This window comes from uncultured Agrobacterium sp., from assembly GCA_913777615.1.
Classification (GTDB): domain Bacteria; phylum Pseudomonadota; class Alphaproteobacteria; order Rhizobiales; family Rhizobiaceae; genus Agrobacterium.
Genome location: CAJYTK010000009.1, coordinates 226,336 through 245,835, shown reverse-complemented (window position 1 = coordinate 245,835; position 19,500 = coordinate 226,336). Strand labels below are relative to the sequence as shown.

Genomic DNA, 19,500 nt, shown 5'->3' with positions numbered 1-19,500 from the left:
ACAAGGGCACACGGTCCGACTGGTTTTCAACCAATGTGAGCGCCAACACAAGGGGGCATGCCACAAAAGGCCCTAAGGGACGATTTTGTAGCCGCCGTTCTCGGTGACGAGAATTTCCGCATTTGACGGATCGCGCTCGATCTTCTGACGAAGCCGATAGACATGGGTTTCAAGCGTGTGGGTGGTGACACCTGAATTGTAACCCCAGACCTCTTCCAGCAAAACGTCGCGTGTAACGACGGCGCTGCCAGCGCGGTAGAGGTAGCGGATGATGGCTGCTTCCTTTTCCGTCAGGCGGATCTTCTTGCCGTCTTCCGTGGTCAGCAGCTTCTGGCTTGGCTTGAACTGGTAAGGTCCGACAGTAAAGACCGCGTCTTCGCTTTGCTCGTACTGGCGCAGCTGCGCACGGATGCGAGCAAGGAGGACTGCGAAGCGGAAAGGTTTCGTCACATAGTCGTTCGCGCCAGCCTCGAGACCCAGTATGGTGTCGGAATCGGTATCGTGGCCGGTGAGCATGATAATGGGAGACTTGAAGCCGTTCTTGCGCATCAGCTTCACGGCTTCGCGCCCGTCCATGTCCGGCAGGCCCACATCCATGATCAGCAAATCGACCTGTGCGGATTTTACCGTCTGTATGGCGTCGTTGGCGCTCGCGCCAGTGAGAAGCGAGAACTCATCATAGGGCGAAAGCTGTTCGGCAAGGGTGTCGCGCAGATCGTCGTCGTCATCAACCAGAAGCAATGTACGGGCCGTCATAGAATGCCTTCACCTTTCCTATTTAATTTCCAAACCAATTCAGCGGTTTGCGCGCTTCGCGTCAACCCTTGTGCGGCAATAACGCCGTGCTATGACGTCAGGGTGAAGCATCTTCAAAGCAAAATCTCGTGAAGAAGAGTGATGACCAGAAAGATTAAATCTCGAGCACCAGCTCCAAGACTTCTCGTTCGTCCCTCCCCTTTAAGCAAAAGTCGAGCGATCGTTCAGCTAGGTCACTTAACGTTTCAGGCTGCGATTGGTCGCAAGGGTCGCACCGCTTTCAAGTGCGAAGGCGATGGTAAAACACCGATTGCGCAGATGCCGCTGCTTTACGGCTTCATCCGGGGAGAGCGCATGCGGGCGGTTCAAACTCGCTTGACATTGCGTAGGGCGGTAAAGTCGATGTTGTGGTGCGATGCGCCAAGCGATCCGAACTACAATCGGATGGTCAAAGCTCCGTTCAAACCGAGCCATGAGGAGATCCGCAGGGAGGACGGCCTTTACGACGTTTGCCTGGTGCTCGACTGGAACGTCAGATGCAGGCAGCGCAATCGTGGCTCAGCCATCTTCATGCATATGATCCGTCCGGGTTACGAGCCGACTGCCGGCTGCGTCGCGCTTCACCCCAGAGATATGCGCCGTCTTTTGTCGCACCTTCATAGAGGACAGATTATCCAGGTTTTATAGTGCCTTAGAGAAAGATTGACGCATCGGGAGACCCTCAACACAGAATGGCCATCTTTGCGAAAGAAACAAAAAACCCGCCACGAAGCGGGCGGGTTTTTTGACATTCTGTAAGTGACAAGCCTTAAGCGGCTTCTTCTTCCGGCGCGTCGTCTTCTTCGACGGCCTTGCCGCGCTTGGGGCCTTTATTGAGGTTGACCTCGACAAGGCGAACAGCTTCGGTCTCGGACATCTTGTTCACGGCTGCAATTTCGCGAGCCATGCGGTCGAGAGCGGCTTCGTAAAGCTGACGTTCGGAGTAAGACTGCTCAGGCTGGTTCTCGGCGCGGTAAAGATCGCGAACCACTTCTGCGATGGCGATCAGATCGCCGGAATTGATCTTGGCGTCATATTCCTGCGCGCGACGCGACCACATGGTGCGCTTGACACGTGCCTTGCCCTGAACAACCTTCAGCGCACGCTCAACGAAATCCCCTTCGGACAGCTTTCGCATGCCGATGCTGACAGCCTTGGCGACAGGCACCTTGAGGCGCATCTTGTCTTTCTCGAAATCGATGACGAAAAGTTCGAGCTTCATGCCCGCGACTTCCTGTTCCTCGATTGCCGAAATGGTACCGACACCGTGAGCGGGATAAACGATCGCTTCTCCGGTTTTAAAACCGTGGCGCGCTGGAGATTTCTTCTGCTGGGTCGTCATTCGTTTTAAAAACTCCCTGTTACATACACCCGGGGGTTTCCGGGGTCGGGTCGGTCAGGCCCGGATGAGACGGGGGAAACCGTCAGGTGACTCCGCACTGGTCCAGCCAAGCACGCAAAAAGAACCCATCTTGCAATCTGGGGATCGATAACACAAAAGTAGGATATGTCACGGAAACCGCGTGCAATTGATGATTTGCTTTCGTGGTGTTTTAGGGCACACAAGTGCCGCGCTGTGGATCAGTTTTATCTGTCTACCACAAAAATACGTGGAAATCAATAATTTGCTTCCACCGTGACTCTGGAGTCACAACAAGGATTATTCAGACGTTAACATCAAGCGCACAATAAACCATCGAAATCGAGCGGCCAAGCGGGGTCAATCGATTAAATTCCAAGCGCTTCTTTAAATTGTCGATTGCCACTTAAACTATTCATAATTCCGGGCCAATATCCGATTCGAGTTTGGGGAAAATCATGATTTTTCTCCCTTTTATCGTCGAGATGGACGGATTTTCGGAAGAAAGAAGGCAAAATGGGCTACCGAAGCAACCCAAAACGCGACAAACAGCTCGAAAAAGCAAAAAATCTGGCGCAAGCCAATGGCAAGCCCTTTATCGATCCAACTACACTTTTTAGTCGTGCCAGCACTGACGATATCGAATACTATTCGCCGGAGATGCTGGCGCTCGCGGCAAGCCATACATCGAGCGAATTGTCGCACTGGAAAGACGGTCGTCCCTATATCGGCATTGCGCAGGTCGAGGGTGTGTCTCCGCGTGAGGTCCCGGTTTCCATTCTCACGATCATTGGGGGCAATATGCCCTTCCTTTATGACTCGATCATGGGGGAAGTGACCAGCAGCTATCGTAGCCTTTATCTCGCAATACATCCTATCATGGTGGCCGATGCCCAGGCGATTGGCGGCTATAGGCTGGCCGATCCGGACACCGATGCAGCGCAAAACACTATCAGCCTCATCCAGCTGCATATCGCGCCAATCTCATCTCAGGCTGCAGACGCATTGAAAGAGCGGCTTCGCTTTGTTCTAGCCCAGGTTCAGTCTGCCTATAGCGACTGGAAGCCAATGTTGGCCAAGCTCGATGAGGCGCTGCACGAATTGAAGGAGCGCGGTTCCTCGCGCCGCAAGGCTGACCGCGCAGAAGCCACAGAATTCCTCGAATGGCTACGCAAGGACAATTTCACTTTTCTCGGCATGCGCGACTACATCTATTCCGGCAAAGGAAGTTCGGCGAAGATCGAGCGCGGCGACGGTGTCGGTCTCGGGATATTGAGCGATCCTGATGTGCGCGTGCTGCGGCTTGGCAAGGATGCTGTGATGACAACGCCGGAAATCCTGGCGTTTCTGGACGGCCCGGATTTTCTCATTGTCACCAAGGCCAACGTCAAGTCGCTCGTCCATCGCCGCGCCTATATGGACTATATCGGCATCAAGCGTTTCGACGCTGATGGCAACGTGATCGGCGAACTGCGCATCGTTGGCCTGTTCACTGCAACCGCTTATACACGCTCGGTCAGGGATATACCCCTTCTGCGCGCCAAGGCCGCCGAGGTGGAAGAGCATTTCGGCTTCGACCCCAACAGCCACTCGGGGCGCATACTGCACAACACGCTTGAATCCTATCCGCGTGACGACCTCTTCCAGATCGAAACCGATCTTCTGGTTCGCTACACAGAGCAGATCATGGAGCTTGCCGACCGTCCGCGGGTGAGGGTGCTTGCCCGTATCGATCGTTTCGACCGCTTCGTCTCCGTCATCATCTATGTGCCGCGAGAGGAGTATAATTCCTATGTGCGCGAAAAGATCGGCGACTATCTCGCCCGCGTCTATGACGGCCACATCTCCGCCTATTACCCGGCGTTTCCGGAAGGGGCACTGGCCCGCGTTCACTTCATCGTCGGGCGCAGTAATGGCAAGACCCCGCGGATTGCGCAGGACAAGCTGGAAGATGCCGTCAGCGATATCGCCGCACGCTGGATCGATCATTTCACCGCACTCTCAGAGCCAGGCGCTCCGTCGCTCGATGTCGATCAGGCCTATCAGGAAGCCTTCACGCCAGAGGAAGCGATCGGCGACATGGCCGATATCGTCGCCACTGCCAAGGGCGAGCCGGTTCGCATCGAGTTCTACCGTACGCCTGAGCAGGCTCAGAACATTCTCTCGTTGAAGATCTTCCACCGTGACGGCCATCTGCCGCTGTCGCGCCGCGTGCCGCTTCTGGAAAATCTCGGCTTCAGCGTCATCAGCGAACGGACGTTCGATATCGGCGTCCTTTCCGGCGATCATACCGATGTCATCGTTCTTCATGATATGGAGCTCAGGGTCCAGCCGGGCGTGACGCTTGATCTTTCCGTCAATGGGCCGCGGCTTGAAGAGGCGTTTCTCGCCGCCTTCAACGGCACTGTAGACAATGACAATTTCAACCGCCTGATCATTGCCGCCGGGCTGACGGTACGCGAGGTTTCGGTGCTGCGCGCCTATGCGCGCTATCTGCGCCAGACGGGCATCGTCTATTCGCAGGAGCATATTTCCGAGACGCTGTTCAAATATCCGGCGATTGCGCGGAGAATTTTCGAACTCTTCGCCCATGGTTTCGATCCGAAGCTCGGTGAGAAGGCGCGGCTGCGTAAGCTGTCCGATCTCCACAAAGCCATCGAGGCCGATCTTTCCGGCGTGCCCAATCTGGATGAGGACCGCACGCTTCGTCGCTACGTGAACGCAATCGATTCCACGCTTCGCACCAACTACTTCCAGCGCAACGAAGACGGTTCGCCAAAGGCGATGCTTGCCTTCAAGTTCGATCCGAAGCTTCTAGATGGACTGCCGGACCCACGTCCCTTCCGTGAAATCTTCGTCTACGGCACGGAGGTGGAGGGCGTCCACCTGCGCTTCGGCAAGGTGGCACGCGGCGGTCTTCGCTGGTCGGATCGTGGCCAGGATTATCGCACGGAAGTTCTTGGTCTCGTCAAAGCCCAGCAGGTAAAGAATGCCGTCATCGTGCCGGTCGGCGCCAAGGGCGGGTTCTTTCCAAAGATGCTGCCTGTAGGCGGCAATCGCGACGAGATCTTCAATGCCGGCAAGGATGCCTACAAGACCTATATCCGCACGCTTCTGTCCATCACCGACAATATCGTAGGCGATGATGTTGTTGCGCCTGTTGATACGGTTCGGCTCGATGGTGACGACCCCTATTTCGTCGTTGCTGCCGACAAGGGAACGGCGACCTTTTCCGATACCGCCAACGGGCTTGCCCGAGAGGCTGGTTTCTGGCTCGACGATGCCTTTGCCTCTGGTGGATCTGCCGGTTACGACCACAAGAAGATGGGCATTACCGCACGTGGCGCCTGGGAAACCGTCAAGCGCCATTTCCGCGAAATGGACACCGATATCCAGACCACGCCGTTCAAGGTCGTTGGCGTGGGTGACATGTCCGGCGACGTCTTCGGCAACGGCATGTTGCTATCGGAAAAGATCGAACTGATCGCCGCGTTCGATCATCGTGATATCTTTATCGACCCGACGCCGGATACGGACAAATCCTTTGCCGAGAGAAAGCGGCTCTTCGAACTGCCGCGTTCAAGCTGGCAGGATTACGACCGCTCGACACTCTCCACGGGTGCGATGATCATTTCGCGAGCGGAAAAATCCGTGACGCTAACGGCGGAAGCTGCGGCGGCCATCGGTATCGACAAGACGGTGGCGACACCCTTCGAAATCATGACGGCGATCCTCAAAGCTCCTGCCGATCTCCTGTGGTTCGGCGGTATCGGAACCTATGTGAAGGCGGCGGTTGAAACCAACGCAGAGGTCGGAGACCGTGCCAACGATCCTATCCGCATCAATGCAACGGAAGTGCGCGCCAAGGTGATCGGCGAAGGCGCCAATCTCGGCATCACCCAGAAGGGTCGCATCGCCTATGCGCTGTCCGGCGGACGCTGCAACTCGGATGCCATCGACAATTCGGCGGGCGTCAATTCCTCCGACGTCGAGGTCAATATCAAGATCGCGCTGGCATCTGCCGTCAATGACGGTCGCCTGACCTTGCCTAAGCGCAATCAGCTGCTGGCCTCCATGACGTCGGAAGTGGCGCAACTGGTGCTGCGCAACAATTACCTGCAGTCGCTGGCGATCTCGCTTGTCGAGCGTAAGGGCAGCGGCAACCGCGAGGAGCTCGGCCGTCTGATGGCGGCACTGGAATCCTCCGGCCAGTTGAACCGCAAGGTCGAAACCCTGCCGAACGATGCGGAGTTTAGCGAGCGCTATGCTTCGGGCAAATCGCTGACCCGGCCGGAAATCGGCGTCCTGCTCTCTTACGCAAAGCTGACCCTGTTCGACACGCTGGTGGCAAGCACCCTGCCGGACGAACCCTATCTGCAGCACCTGCTGACCGACTACTTCCCAAGCAAGATGCAAAAGACTTATGCGGGCGATATTTCCAGCCATCGTCTGCATCGCGAAATCGTCGCCACTGTCCTTGCCAACCAGGTGGTCAACCGTGGTGGTCCGGGTTTCGTGCAGAAGCTGGTGGATGCGAGCGGCCTGCTGGCGCCTGCCGTCGTCAAGGCCGCGATGATCGTCGAGGATGGCTTCGGTCTTAAGCGGCTGTGGGGAGAAATCGACGCACTTGATGGGCAGATTTCCGGCGATGTGCAAAACGATTTCTATGCCAAAATTATGGGGATCTTCGGCGACGCGACGCGGCTTTATCTCCAGACGGCAGGCACCATCACTGGTGCCATGCAGGACGAGGTGGAGCGACTGAGAAGTGCCATCAAGACGCTGTCTCCGGCTGCGGCAAAGTATCAGGATGAAATCGGTCTTGCCGAAGTCGATGGCGTTTCACCTTCGCTGCTCAAGGAGTTGGAAACGCTTCGATTGCTGGTCTATGTACCGGAAATCATGCTGATCGCTGATCAGGCCGGCACGACATTGGCGCGGGCTGCGGAAAGCTACGCCGCTGTCTCCACCACCTTCCGCGTCGCAAGGCTTCTTGATGCCAGCCAGCGGGTCAGCCCGGCTGATCACTACGAAAGCCTCGCGCTGCTGCGCAGCCAGGACCAGATTGCCTCATCGCGTCGACGTATCGTGGTTTCTGCGCTGACCGAGCATGCCAAGGAGAAGAACCCGGTGCAGGCGTGGTATTCAGCCGATCGTGTACGCGTCAATCGCATCGTCTCGGAACTAGCTGCGCTCAGCGATAGCGGAGAGACGAATCTGGCGCGGCTCACCGTTGCCGCTGGTCTGCTTTCCGATATAGTCCAGACCAGAAGCGTATAAGGTCCAACGGCGAAATGACCCGGCTGTAAAAGCCGGGTCGCCTGCATGCGGAAAGGCAATCCATTGAGTTCTTCTTTCCGTGTGACAGAATCGGTCGAGTCCACGGCGGATGCGCCAAAAACGGACGCCAAGGGGATCTGGGGTTGGATGCTGTTCGATTGGGCAGCGCAACCCTTCTTCACCGTCGTCACCACCTTCATCTTCGGGCCTTACTTCGTCGCGCGGCTGACGGATGATCCCGTCTCGGCGCAGACGCTCTGGAGCAATGTCGCGACTATCTCGTCCGTTGTCATTGCGATCTTCTCACCGATCCTTGGATCGATTGCCGATCAGTCCGGGTCGCGAAAGCCCTGGATCGCGTTTTTTGCCGTCATCAAGATCGCCTGTCTTGCAATGTTGTGGTTTGCCGCGCCCGGATCACCGGTGCTGTGGCCGGCCCTCTTCATGATCTTTGCCTCGATTGCGGCCGAGTTCTCCATCGTCTTCAACGATTCCATGATGCCGCGTCTGACGACACCTGAAAATGTCGGGCGGATTTCCAACACCGCCTGGGGGCTCGGTTATCTTGGCGGGATGATCGTACTGATCTTCATCGTGCTGTTCATGGCAGCCAGCCCACAGACGGGCCTTACCATCATCGGCCTGCCGCCGCTTTTCGGTCTGGACCCGGCAACGGGAGAGGATGCCCGCATCACCGGACCGATCGCCGCGATATGGTACTTCATCTTTATCCTGCCGATGTTTTTCTTCACGCCGGACGTCAAGAAGGGGCTGCCACTGGGGCTTGCGGTACGCTCGGGCCTGTCGGAATTGACATCGACGCTTAGGGAGTTGCTCCACCGCCCGCTGATCACGCGTTTTCTGATCGCGCGGATGCTCTACCAGGACGGCGTCAACGGGCTGCTGATCCTCGGTGGTGCCTTCGCGGCTGGCATGTTCGGCTGGGCGACGATGGAAATCGGCATTTACGGCATCATTCTCAACATCGTCGCCATTGGCGGCTGCTTTGCCGCCGGCCGGCTCGATCAGCGGCTCGGCTCGCGCAGGATGATCATCGTCAGCCTGCTGCTGCTGTTGCTGGCAACGTTTGGCATCGTCTCGACCGAGAAGACATCGACACTGTTTGGCCTGCTGCAGTTCTCGACGGAGGAAACCAACGGCCTCTTCAGCAGCGGGGCGGAAAAGGCTTATCTGGTCTATGGTGTTCTGATCGGCCTCGCCTTTGGCCCGGTGCAGGCCTCGTCACGCTCCTATCTGGCTCGCAACATTACCGTTTCGGAAGCGGGTCGCTACTTCGGTATCTATGCGCTTTCCGGGCGCGCCACCAGCTTCATGGCAACGCTGATGTTTTCCGCAACCACTTATGCAACTGGCTCCGCCCATATCGGCATGGCAACGCTGATCCTGTTCCTGGGCGCAGGATTTATGCTGCTGCTCAGAGTGCCAAAGACGATCTAAAGCGTGTCGCGATCTTTCAGCTTCGCGCCACGCTTTGGTTTTTATCGCATGTCGTTATCGCAAACCGCTCAACAGTTCAGCGCTGACCGAGTTTAAAGCTGATCGAGCTTGGTCTGGAGGTTGCGCAGTTGTGCCTTCAACTCGTCAATCTCGGAGGCGTCAGGCTTGCGCTGTTCCTTCGGCGCCGATGCAGGTGCTGCAAAGGGCGTGAACATCTGCATCGTCTGCTTGAAGAGTTCGGTATTGCGCTTGATCTGCTCTTCCATCAGCTGGAACGGCGCGGAGAAATTCTTCGTCAGCGACGGGTCGCCGAACGCCTTGCCCATATGCTCCTGCATATGGCTTTGCTGCTCGGAGAAGGTCTTCATCGAATGCTCGAGAAAGGTCGGCACAACCATCTGCATCTGATCGCCGTAATAGGAGATCAACTGGCGGAGAAAGGCGGTCGGTAGCAGCGTGTTGCCGGTCTTGGCTTCCTGTTCCACGATGATCTGCGTCAAGACGGCGTGCGTGATGTCTTCAGATGTCTTGGCGTCCTGAACCTTGAAGTCCTCGCCGCGCTTGACCATTTTCGCCAGGTCTTCCAGCGTCACGTAGGTGCTGGTGCCGGTATTATAGAGACGCCGATTGGCGTATTTCTTGATAATGGTCTCGCCGCCATGTCTTCCCATGCTCGCCTCCTCGCGATGCCGGTATTGCGCATTTTTTTGGTGTTTTTACTCTTCCCATCCAAAAGACTATGCTGAAACAAAGGCATCTGACAAATGGTTTGTGCGATGCAGCAGTCACTTTCTTGCGCAGCAATTGTACAGCATGTCGATGTTGCTTTGCAGCGTGCCACGAAATCAACCTCGCCAAATTGACTTGCGCCCCAAGCTTTGACAGTCTCGCGCGAAAATTCGGGAGAAAACATTCATGGCTTCATCCTCCATCGTGATCGCAAGCGCTGCCCGCACGCCGGTCGGTTCATTCAACGGGAGCTTTTCCAACACGCCGGCGCACGAACTCGGCGCAGCCGTCATCACCGCTGTTCTGGACCGTGCAGGCGTTGCCGCGACCGACGTCGATGAGGCGATCCTGGGACAGGTGCTGACTGCAGGCGAGGGACAGAATCCCGCGCGCCAAGCGGCAATGAAGGCTGGCATCCCGCAGGAAGCAACCGCGTTCGGTATCAATCAACTTTGCGGTTCTGGCCTTCGCGCCGTGGCCCTCGGCGCGCAACAGATCGCGCTTGGGGATGCTTCCCTGATCGTGGCAGGCGGCCAGGAATCCATGTCCATGGCACCGCACTGCGCGCATTTGCGGGGCGGCGTGAAGATGGGCGATTTCAAGATGATCGATACCATGCTGAAGGACGGCTTGATCGATGCCTTCCATGGATATCACATGGGTATCACGGCAGAGAATATCGCTCGCCAGTGGCAGCTTTCGCGTGAAGAGCAGGACGAATATGCGGTGCGCTCGCAAAACCGCGCAGAAGCTGCACAGACAGCCGGGCGCTTTGAAGACGAGATTGCCCCCTTCGTTATCAAGGGCCGCAAGGGTGATGTGACGATTGCCGCAGACGAATATATCCGTGCGGGTGCCTCGCTCGAGGCGCTGACGAAGCTGCGCCCGGCCTTCGACAAGGAAGGCAGCGTGACGGCTGGCAATGCCTCCGGACTCAATGATGGCGCAGCCGCCGTGCTTTTGATGACGGAAGAAGAGGCTTCCCGACGCAACATCCAGCCGCTGGCACGCATCGCGTCGTGGGCCACCGCCGGTGTCGATCCACAGATCATGGGAACTGGCCCGATCCCTGCCTCGCGCAAGGCGCTTAGCAAGGCAGGTTGGTCCGTTGGCGATCTCGATCTAGTCGAGGCAAACGAGGCCTTTGCCGCCCAGTCCTGTGCCGTGGTGCGCGACCTCGATCTCAACCCGGAGATCGTCAACGTCAATGGCGGGGCGATTGCCATCGGTCATCCGATCGGTGCGTCTGGCGCGCGTGTCTTGAACACGCTCGTTTTCGAAATGAAACGGCGTCAGGCAAAAAAGGGCCTTGTGACACTCTGCATTGGCGGTGGCATGGGCGTTGCCATGTGCCTAGAGGGTCTGTGATCGTCTGAAAACATTGAAATGCCATGTTGGCCCCTCTAAAGGACCACGCATTGAAATCGAGGGCCTTGAAGATGAGCCGTGTGGTATTGGTAACGGGTGGAACGAGCGGCATCGGCGCAGCAATCGCTAAGGCCTTCCAGGCAGCGGGTTACAAGGTCGCGGTGAATTACGTCTTTACCGAGGATCGCGCCGAAGCCTTTCGGCAGACAACCGGCATCCCAGCCTTTCAATGGGATGTGCGGGATTACGATGCTTGCGTGGCGGGCGTGGCGGAGGTTGAGCGAACGCTCGGACCGATCGACATCCTCGTCAACAATGCCGGCATCACGCGCGATGCCATGTTCCACAAGATGACGCCGCAGCAATGGCGCGACGTCATCGATACCAATCTCAATGGCGTCTTCAATATGACCCATCCGGTCTGGCCCGGCATGCGCGAGCGCGGTTTTGGGCGCATCATCACCATATCCTCGATCAACGGACAGAAAGGCCAGGCGGGACAGGCGAACTATTCCGCCTCCAAGGCTGGCGATATCGGGCTGACGAAGGCGCTGGCACAGGAAGGCGCGGCGCGCAATATCACCGTCAACGCAATCTGCCCCGGCTACATTGGCACAGAGATGGTGCGCGCTATTCCCGAAACCGTTTTGAGCGAGCGCATCCTCCCGCAGATCCCGGTCGGTCGATTGGGTGAGCCGGACGAGATTGCCCGATGTGCGCTCTTCCTTGCATCCGATGATGCCGGGTTCATCACAGGATCGACACTGACGGCCAATGGCGGACAGTACTTCGCCTAACGGACGGCGAAAAAGAGATCACAAACCCGTGAGATCGGATGCCTTTCGCCGATTGAGTTCATCGGGCCGATCAACGCGCTGCTCATCAAGAATGTGCTAAATAGATGAAAAGACGAAATTTTTCATCTAGTTTAGAAGCGATCTAAGCCGATCACTTGTCCAATCGCGTGATTGTTTTTCTTGACATTGAATGTCCTGTTTTGGTTTAACAGAAAAAACAACGCGTTGGGTCACACAGGCATTGGATCATGCTGGTTTGTAGCTGCAATTACATCACCGATAACGACATTCGCGATGTCATCAACGAGCTTCTGGACGAAGACTGTTGGCAGCTCATCGTTCCTGCGAAAGTCTATCACGCCATGCAGAAGCGCGGTCGTTGCTGTGGCTGTTTCCCGACTGTCGTCGACCTGATCATCAAAACGACGGAAGACTATCATGCACGTCGGCACTCGACTGAGGCCGAAGTTTTTGATTTTATGTCCCGCTTGAAACAATTACATGAAGACCACAGGAGAGCGGACATTGAAAGGCGACAAAAGAGTCATCGAGCAGCTTAACGAGGCACTGTTCCTCGAACTCGGTGCGGTGAACCAGTACTGGCTTCACTACCGGCTGTTGAACGACTGGGGCTACACGAAGCTCGCCAAGAAAGAGCGCGCCGAGTCGATCGAAGAGATGCAGCACGCTGACAAGATCATTGATCGCATCATCTTCCTTGAAGGCCATCCGAACCTTCAGACCGTAGCGCCCCTGCGCATCGGCCAGAACGTCAAGGAAGTGCTGGAAGCCGATCTTGCTGGCGAATATGACGCTCGGACAGCCTACAAGAAGTCTCGCGACATCTGTCACGACGCTGGCGACTACGTCTCGATGAAGCTGTTCGAACAGCTACTCATCGACGAAGAAGGCCATATCGACTTCCTCGAAACACAGCTCGATCTGCTCAACAAGATCGGCGAAGCCAAGTACGGCCAGCTCAACGCCGACTCGGCCGATTCTGCCGAATCCGAGTAATTCTGACAGACGATTGAAAAAGGCGGCAGAGATGCCGCCTTTTTTGTTGCCATCACTTGGCTGCCAGATGGCGGAACTGGTCCACCACCTGCTCATAGACCGACCGTTTGAACGGGACGATGAGGTCTGGCAGCGTTTCCATCGGCTTCCAGTCCCAGGCGTCGAATTCCGCTTCGTTACTGCCGGGCGGTGGGTTGATCTGGATTTCGCTTTCGTCGCCATCGAACCTGAACGCAAACCATCTCTGCGCCTGGCCGCGATATTTGCCGCGAAGCCCGATGCCGATCAGCTGCGGCGGCAGATCGTAATGGATCCAGTCACGCGCCTCGGCCAGCAGCGTCACCGTCTTCATGCCCGTTTCTTCATAGAGCTCACGAATGGCGGCAGCCAAAGGGGCTTCTCCCTCGTCGATGCCGCCCTGCGGCATCTGCCAGAGTTGAGGCGACCCATCGAACTCTGAATTGCCTTGCGAGATACGGCGTCCGGCCCAGACGAGGCCCTTATCATTTAGAACCATAATACCGGCGCAGGGGCGGTATGGCAGATCGGCTGCTGTGATCGACATTTTCTAATCCGGACGTTGTTGGGTGATGGGGAAGACTTACTGTTTGGCGTCTTGCGAAACAAGCGCGGAAACACCAACGATCTCGATGCCGCGACCAGCTGCCTCGACCGACCATTTGGAAATGGCGGCAACACTTTCATCGAAGGCAGAGGCGACGCCGATAGCGGAGCCGTTTCTGCGGGCAATCCGCTCCAGATCGTCCAGCTTGCGCAGAATGGCTGTCTCGTTCACCTGATCGTCCAGTTGCAGATCGGCAAAGCCTGTCGGCGTGGAAACGGCCTTCGCGATGATGCTGGTGCGCGATTGCGCCGACGAACCGTCATCCAGAAAGAGCAGGCCACGTTGGCCAATATCGCGAAGGACGGGTTCAAGCGACTTGTCATCGGCCATGAATCGCGCGCCAAGATAGTTCATTACACCGGTATAGTTGGTGATCTTGGCCATGGAGCGGTGCAACCGCTCGATATTGATCTTGGGCGGGTCGGAAATGAGCAGCGTATCGGGGCCGGGATTGGTGCCAGGATAGCCGAAAGGCTCGAACGGTATCTGCAGCAGGATTTCATGACCTTCGCGGCGGCCCTCCTGCATCCAGCGCTGCAGGCTGTTCCCCGACGCGGCAAAGCCGAGGGTGACTTCAGGCGGAAGTTCCTTGATGGCCTTCTGCGTGCCGGTCTGGCTGAGCCCCAGGCCACCAACGACGATAGCAATCCGGGTGCCGCGCGCACCGGACCAGGGTCTGGCGTACTGATCCATAGGTTTCAAGCCGTCGGCGCTGACAATCGGCAGTCTGCCGAAGGGGCTATCCTCCAAAAGCTCGTCATTCGGCCGCATGGCCACACGTGGATCCTGCCCAACCGTCTGGCCGGTCATCAGCACAGGCGCATTATCGGTTCTGTCCTTCGGCGAAAAGACGGAGACGACGTTGCCGTCCGACATGGTATTGCGCTGAACATTGGCGCCGGAACGGCCACTTTGCAGGTCAACGGCGTTACCGTCGTTCGCGGCTACCGCCTGGTCCTGCGGCGCTCCCGCCGGTCCCAGTGTCACGTCCGGCGCGGTGGAGCTTTTTGCCAGATTGCCTGGAGAGAGAGCCGTGTAGAGGGATAGTCCGGCCACACCGCCGCCAACAAGAATTGCAAGCAGCATCGACACAGAAAAGCGCCGGAAGAACCCGGCGCTCTGTTTACGCTTCCGACCCATGAGCGGTTTACGCAGGTCTGATGACAATGATGTTTCCGTGGCTGATGCGTGGGTAACGTCTGAGCGGACATGAAAAGGCACAGGCCTTAGACCAGTGCCTTAGATGTCCTACTGCTTGTTGACGACTGCCTTTTCCGGGTTCGGCGGGAAGGATGGGTCGTTCTTGGTGCCATGCAGCAGGTCCAGCGCATAGTTCAGCTGGATGTCGTCCTTGGCTTCCGGCGGAACGTAAGCTGCGGAACCCGAGCCCTCTTCGGTTTCGCTCTGGCCCTGGATGTGGCCGCGAAGGCTCGATTCTCCTTCAGCGCGAACACGGCCCTGAAGTTCTGGCGGCAGCGGCTGTTCCACCTTGATGTCAGGCGTAATGCCGGTACCCTGGATGGATTTGCCGGATGGCGTGTAATAGAGCGCCGTCGTCAGACGAAGCGCACCGGTTTCGCCCAGCGGAATGATCGTCTGGACCGAGCCCTTGCCGAAGGACCGCGTGCCGACAACCGTTGCGCGACGCAGATCCTGCAGCGCGCCGGCAACGATTTCAGACGCCGACGCCGATCCACCGTTGATCAGAACGATAACCGGCTTGCCATCGGTCAGGTCGCCAGCCGTTGCATTGAAGCGACGGGTTTCATCCGGGTTACGTCCGCGGGTGGAAACCACCTCGCCGCGCTCCAGAAACGCATCGGAAACATTGATCGCCTGATCGAGCAGACCACCCGGGTTCAAGCGCAGATCGAGCACATAGCCCTTGAGCTTGTCGGCCGGTACATCCTGCTTGATCTTCTTGATCGCCTTTTCGAGATCGTCATAGGTCTTCTCGGTAAAGGAGATGACGCGCAGATAACCGACATCGCCACCTTCGACGCGGGACTTGACCGCGCGAACTGCGATGATGTCACGCATGACGGTGATGTCGAGCGGCTTGTCGGCGCCCTGACGAATAATGGTAAGCTTGATCGGCGTCTTGACGGCGCCGCGCATCTTCTCGACCGCTTCTTCGAGCTTCAGGCCACGCACCGGCTGACCGTCGATTTCGGAGATGAAGTCGCCTGCGAGAATACCAGCCTTGGCGGCCGGCGTATCGTCCATCGGAGAGATGACCTTCACCAGTTCGTTTTCCATCGTCACTTCGATGCCGAGACCGCCGAACTCACCCTTGGTCTGGGTGCGCATGTCGTTGGCATCTTCGGCATTCATGAAGCTCGAATGCGGATCAAGCGAGCTCAACATTCCGTTGATGGCGTTTTCGACCAGCTTCTTGTCATCCGGCGGCGTTACATATTGCGCACGCACGCGCTCGAAGACATCGCCGAAGATCGACAGTTCCTTGTATGTGGAAGGGCCTGCGGCCTGCGCCGGCAGGCTGGCAGAATAGATAACGCTCATCGCTGTGGCGCCCATGAGCCCACCGATGAGAAGAAGCGAAGCCTTACGAATCATTACGCGCCCTTCCGGTATTTTTTGCGGACCACCAGGGTTGAGAATCAACCGGCACTCCGTCCTTTCTGAATTCAATGTAAAGCGTTGGCTTGTCAGTTTCCAGCGCCAAAGCCGCTGCACTTGCCACTCTTTTTACGCCCATGGAGGCAATCGGTTCACCGGAGAAAACAAACATGCCCTGCCGCGTTCTCACATTGTCCATGCCTGTCAGGACCAGATGATAACCGTCACCAGCATTGAGGATGATCATGCGGCCGTAGCTTCGAAATTCTCCAGCAAAAACCACGAAGCCGTCCGCTGGTGCTGTAACGAGTGCTTCCGGGCCGGTCGCGACGACGATTCCCTTGGAGAAATGCCCGGTTCCATCGGCATCGCCGAAGCGTCGAAGCACTTCGCCTGAAACCGGCATTGCCAGCTTACCCTTCAAGCTCGAAAATGGATATGCGGGCGCAATGCGGTTTTTATCGGGCGTTCCAGCCTCGCTCTGCGCCTCCAATTTGTCACGTTCAGCAGGCGGAAGACGGGCGATCCGCTCTTCTTCCAAACGCGCCTTTTCCTTGGCCTCGCGTACCGACGATATCTCGTTTTCGAGCGATGAAACGAGGCCTTCAAGGCTTGTCGCCTTGCTGGCAAGTTCTTCAGATCGCTTGCGTTCTGCTTCCAGTTCGGCTGCGGTCTGGCTGTTCTTCTTGTCGTTTTCGGCGCGCAGCAGATCGAGGCGTTTTTCCTCCTCCAGACTTGCCGTCATCATGCCTGTCAACTGCTCACGCTCCACAGCGATCGCCTGGCGCAGATCAGTCAATTCTTTGAGAGCGGTGATGAGCTTGTCGGTTTCGGCCCGGATGCCCGGAACCACAGCTCCCAGCAGGATCGCGCTTCTGACGGAGGCGAGCGCATCTTCAGGTGACACCAGAAGGGCGGGTGGCGGGTTGCGGCCCATGCGCTGGAGGGCGGCCAGAACTTCGGCCAGAACGCCGCGGCGCTCGCGAAGTGACGCCTTTACGGAATCCTCGCGCACGCTCAGCTTTGCCAGGCGGTCCTGCCCATCATTGATTTTGGCTTCCAGATCCTTGCGTCGCTGGGCGGACGCGATCAGCTCTTCCTTGATCCTCGCGGTATCCTGGTTCAGCGCCGCGATGCTCTCTTCAAGCTGGCGCGCCTTGTCTTCAGACAAACCAATACTGTCCACCAGTTCCTCCAAATCCTGGCGGTTCTGGTCACGGCGCGTCTCCAGTTCCTGCAATTCGCTTGGCGTCTCTGCCGGTTGCGTGGCTGGGGGTGTGGCTGGCGCTGCGTCCTGGGCGGAAGCTTGGGGCGTGTGAAGGGATGCGGCGCCAAGGACGACAAGTGCCACGCCCGTCGTCAGCGCAAGCCGGAATTTGTCGTACGTTTGACCCATGACGTCGTTCTTCTACCCGCTCGATAAGATTGGCGACCATACGCTGCTTCGCGGCTTTGCGCCAATAGGCATGAAAGCCAGCCGACATAGATGCGCGTTTGCGACGAAAGCATGTCGGTGAGAGCCGCAGAGAGGAGATTGTCTGCAGCATCGGCCCGAAAATCGAATCGATTTTCGGAGAGCACGATGCGTAGATTCGAAAAGTTAGAGCTTCCTTTGTGCACCCTGAAGGACGCACAAAGGAAGCTCTATACGCGGTGGTAGGGATGGCCTGATAAAATGGTCACGGCCCGGTAAAGCTGTTCGGAAATGAGGAAGCGCACGATCTGGTGCGGCCATGTCAGCTTGCCGAGGCAGAGCGTGGCGGCTGCCTTCTCCGTCAGCGATTGGTCCAGCCCGTCCGCACCGCCGATTGCGATGATGACATCGCGCTTGCCATTATCGCGCATGGTGGCGAAAAGCTCGGCGAAAGCGGGACTGTCGAGCGCCTTGCCGCGCTCGTCCAGAAGGATCAGTGCGGCGCCATCGGCCAGGTGCTTTTCCAGCATCGCCGCTTCTTCGCGTTTGCGCGTATCCGGGTTGGAGGCGCGGCTTTCCTGCACCTCGATCATCTTGCCGAATTCCAGCCCGATGGCCGGGCCGGCCTTGGCGAAGCGATCCAGGTAGCGAGACGCAAGCTCTTTCTCGGGGCCGGATTTCAGCCGTCCCACCGCAAAAATTGAAATCCGCATTCACATATCAGCCCGTTCGCAACCCTGTAAGGCTGCGGCTTGTAGCAGAACTGGCTGCGGATTTCCATGCGACCGAGAAGAGCCTTCGGCCTAAAGCGTGTCGCGACCTCTCAGATTGGCGCTTACGCCTTATTCCTATGCTTCATCGCATGTCGTTAATGCAAAACCGCTGCATATATTTGCGCGGCATGCACCAACCCGCGATCAATGCAGTGTTTCTTCCTCGATGTCCGGGGTCGCCCACATCTTTTCGATGTTGTAGAACGCCCGCACTTCTGGACGGAACACATGGATGATGACATCGCCTGCGTCGATCAGCACCCAGTCGCCAGCCTCCAGGCCTTCAACACGCGCGCCGCCGAAACCCTCATCCTTCATGTCGGTGATGAGATGTTCGCAGATCGCCGTCACATGCCTGCTCGAACGCCCGGACACGACCACCATGTAATCTGCCAGCGCCGACTTTCCGGCAATGTTCAGGGAAACGATATCTTCTGCTTTGGAGTCCTCGACACTCGCAAGGACGGTTTCCAGGGCACGGCGGGCGGCATCGACGCCACTCTCCTGGCCCTTCGGGATAGCGCTGTAAGCTCTTCCCTTAGTGTGTACTGTTGTCAGAGGTTTTCCTTTCCGAAATGACAAAACAGATACTGAGCGCCGCGATTCACCACGGCACACAGTAAAGGTGGCATCATTATATTCACTTTTCAAGATGGTGGGCCGTAGCGCAGAGGCTCATACTTCATTTATGCCCGTTGCGTATGGCAGTGGAACTCAAGGTCGAGCGCGGACCGTGAATGAAAACCCAAGCGGGGGCGTCCTTCTTCCACAAGACCCCGGCATCGTCCTCATCGATCCGCGCATGGCTGAAGGCCTGCGCCATGGTGGAGGAGAGGTAGGCAAGCGTTGCCCCCGGGCGGTCGATGACGGCAATTGGAAAGGTCTCAGCAATCACGCGCCATTTCTGCCAATGGTGGAAGGTCCTCAGATTATCCGCACCCATGACCCAGATGAAACGGGCGTGCGGATTTCGCGCTTTGATCTTGGCGAGCGTATTGGCCGTGTAGCTGACCCCAAGGGTCTGCTCGAATGCGGTGATCTTGATGCGCGGATCGGTGACGAGGTCCTCACAGGCGGCGATCCGTTCGGCAAGTGGCGCCAGTCCCGTCTTGCTCTTCAGCGGGTTGCCGGGTGTCACCATCCACCAGAGTTGATCGAGGCCCAAACGACGCATAGCGATTTCCGCCACCAGTGCGTGGCCATCATGCGGGGGATTGAAGGACCCGCCAAATAGCCCGATCACCATGCCGCGCTCGGTGTGCGGCATGGTCAGGTAACGTTGGTCAAGAACCGGATCAGCCGCC

17 protein-coding genes are annotated in these 19,500 nt (G+C 57.4%); 7 read left to right on the top strand and 10 right to left on the bottom strand.

The annotated features are described in order from the left end of the window. Positions 1-72: 72 nt before the first annotated feature. Positions 73-756 (bottom strand): response regulator transcription factor, encoded by a 684-nt coding sequence (locus QZ862_RS08670; protein WP_296019191.1) that lies wholly within the window; start codon positions 754-756, stop codon positions 73-75. Between the two features lie 141 nt (positions 757-897). Here QZ862_RS08670 and QZ862_RS08665 point away from each other — a divergent pair, with 141 nt between their 5' ends. Beyond that, positions 898-1,443, top strand: a complete 546-nt coding sequence (locus QZ862_RS08665; RefSeq protein WP_296099121.1) for a L,D-transpeptidase family protein — start codon at positions 898-900, stop codon at positions 1,441-1,443. 121 nt (positions 1,444-1,564) lie between these two features. On the opposite strand, the gene QZ862_RS08660 is transcribed toward QZ862_RS08665, so the two are convergent. Beyond that, positions 1,565-2,137, bottom strand: a complete 573-nt coding sequence (locus QZ862_RS08660; protein ID WP_027673546.1) for a CarD family transcriptional regulator — start codon at positions 2,135-2,137, stop codon at positions 1,565-1,567. A gap of 534 nt (positions 2,138-2,671) precedes the next feature. On the opposite strand from QZ862_RS08660, the gene QZ862_RS08655 reads away from it, so the two are divergent. Then, positions 2,672-7,435 carry an NAD-glutamate dehydrogenase gene (locus QZ862_RS08655; protein WP_296099011.1) on the top strand — a complete coding sequence of 1,588 codons (4,764 nt, stop codon included), beginning with the start codon at positions 2,672-2,674 and terminating at the stop codon, positions 7,433-7,435. A 147-nt stretch (positions 7,436-7,582) separates the two neighbouring features. After that, positions 7,583-8,893 carry an MFS transporter gene (locus QZ862_RS08650; RefSeq protein ID WP_296099119.1) on the top strand — a complete coding sequence of 437 codons (1,311 nt, stop codon included), beginning with the start codon at positions 7,583-7,585 and terminating at the stop codon, positions 8,891-8,893. A gap of 92 nt (positions 8,894-8,985) precedes the next feature. Here the strand turns inward: QZ862_RS08650 and phaR are convergent, their stop codons facing one another. Next, on the bottom strand, positions 8,986-9,564 hold the full coding sequence (phaR, locus tag QZ862_RS08645) for a polyhydroxyalkanoate synthesis repressor PhaR (RefSeq protein WP_296019201.1): 579 nt from the start codon (positions 9,562-9,564) through the stop codon (positions 8,986-8,988). A gap of 244 nt (positions 9,565-9,808) precedes the next feature. Between phaR and QZ862_RS08640 the strand changes: the two genes are divergently transcribed. The 4 genes from QZ862_RS08640 to bfr all read left to right on the top strand — a co-directional run bounded on the left by QZ862_RS08640 (position 9,809) and on the right by bfr (position 12,804). After that, positions 9,809-10,990, top strand: a complete 1,182-nt coding sequence (locus QZ862_RS08640) for an acetyl-CoA C-acetyltransferase (protein ID WP_296099008.1) — start codon at positions 9,809-9,811, stop codon at positions 10,988-10,990. Positions 10,991-11,061: 71 nt separating this feature from the next. Further along, positions 11,062-11,787, top strand: a complete 726-nt coding sequence (gene phbB, locus QZ862_RS08635) for an acetoacetyl-CoA reductase (protein WP_296086184.1) — start codon at positions 11,062-11,064, stop codon at positions 11,785-11,787. A gap of 248 nt (positions 11,788-12,035) precedes the next feature. Further along, positions 12,036-12,347 carry a (2Fe-2S)-binding protein gene (locus QZ862_RS08630; protein WP_113326764.1) on the top strand — a complete coding sequence of 104 codons (312 nt, stop codon included), beginning with the start codon at positions 12,036-12,038 and terminating at the stop codon, positions 12,345-12,347. After that, a complete protein-coding gene (gene bfr, locus QZ862_RS08625) occupies positions 12,313-12,804 on the top strand; it encodes a bacterioferritin (RefSeq protein ID WP_027673553.1) in 492 nt (163 codons plus the stop codon). Before QZ862_RS08630 ends, bfr begins: the two co-directional genes overlap by 35 nt. Before the next feature lie 52 nt (positions 12,805-12,856). Here bfr and QZ862_RS08620 read toward each other — a convergent pair whose 3' ends face one another. From QZ862_RS08620 to QZ862_RS08590, 7 genes are all read right to left on the bottom strand, one after another. Continuing rightward, positions 12,857-13,369, bottom strand: coding sequence for an RNA pyrophosphohydrolase (locus QZ862_RS08620; protein ID WP_113326763.1), 513 nt, complete (start codon positions 13,367-13,369; stop codon positions 12,857-12,859). Between the two features lie 36 nt (positions 13,370-13,405). Then, entirely contained in the window at positions 13,406-14,596 is a 1,191-nt protein-coding gene (locus tag QZ862_RS08615; protein WP_296099005.1) for a divergent polysaccharide deacetylase family protein, read from the bottom strand. A gap of 81 nt (positions 14,597-14,677) precedes the next feature. After that, positions 14,678-16,006, bottom strand: a complete 1,329-nt coding sequence (locus tag QZ862_RS08610; protein ID WP_296034870.1) for a S41 family peptidase — start codon at positions 16,004-16,006, stop codon at positions 14,678-14,680. Continuing rightward, on the bottom strand, positions 15,996-17,405 hold the full coding sequence (locus tag QZ862_RS08605) for a murein hydrolase activator EnvC (RefSeq protein WP_296099000.1): 1,410 nt from the start codon (positions 17,403-17,405) through the stop codon (positions 15,996-15,998). The genes QZ862_RS08610 and QZ862_RS08605 overlap by 11 nt, the downstream gene beginning before the upstream one ends. Before the next feature lie 248 nt (positions 17,406-17,653). After that, positions 17,654-18,136 (bottom strand): 23S rRNA (pseudouridine(1915)-N(3))-methyltransferase RlmH, encoded by a 483-nt coding sequence (gene rlmH, locus QZ862_RS08600; protein WP_296019219.1) that lies wholly within the window; start codon positions 18,134-18,136, stop codon positions 17,654-17,656. Between the two features lie 204 nt (positions 18,137-18,340). Beyond that, the gene (gene rsfS / locus QZ862_RS08595; protein WP_296019221.1) at positions 18,341-18,778 is read right to left on the bottom strand and encodes a ribosome silencing factor; all 438 of its coding nucleotides are present in this window, start codon (positions 18,776-18,778) and stop codon (positions 18,341-18,343) included. Between the two features lie 100 nt (positions 18,779-18,878). Then, positions 18,879-19,463: a nicotinate-nucleotide adenylyltransferase gene (locus QZ862_RS08590; RefSeq protein ID WP_296019317.1), complete on the bottom strand. Its 585-nt coding sequence runs from the start codon at positions 19,461-19,463 to the stop codon at positions 18,879-18,881. Positions 19,464-19,500 lie beyond the last annotated feature (37 nt).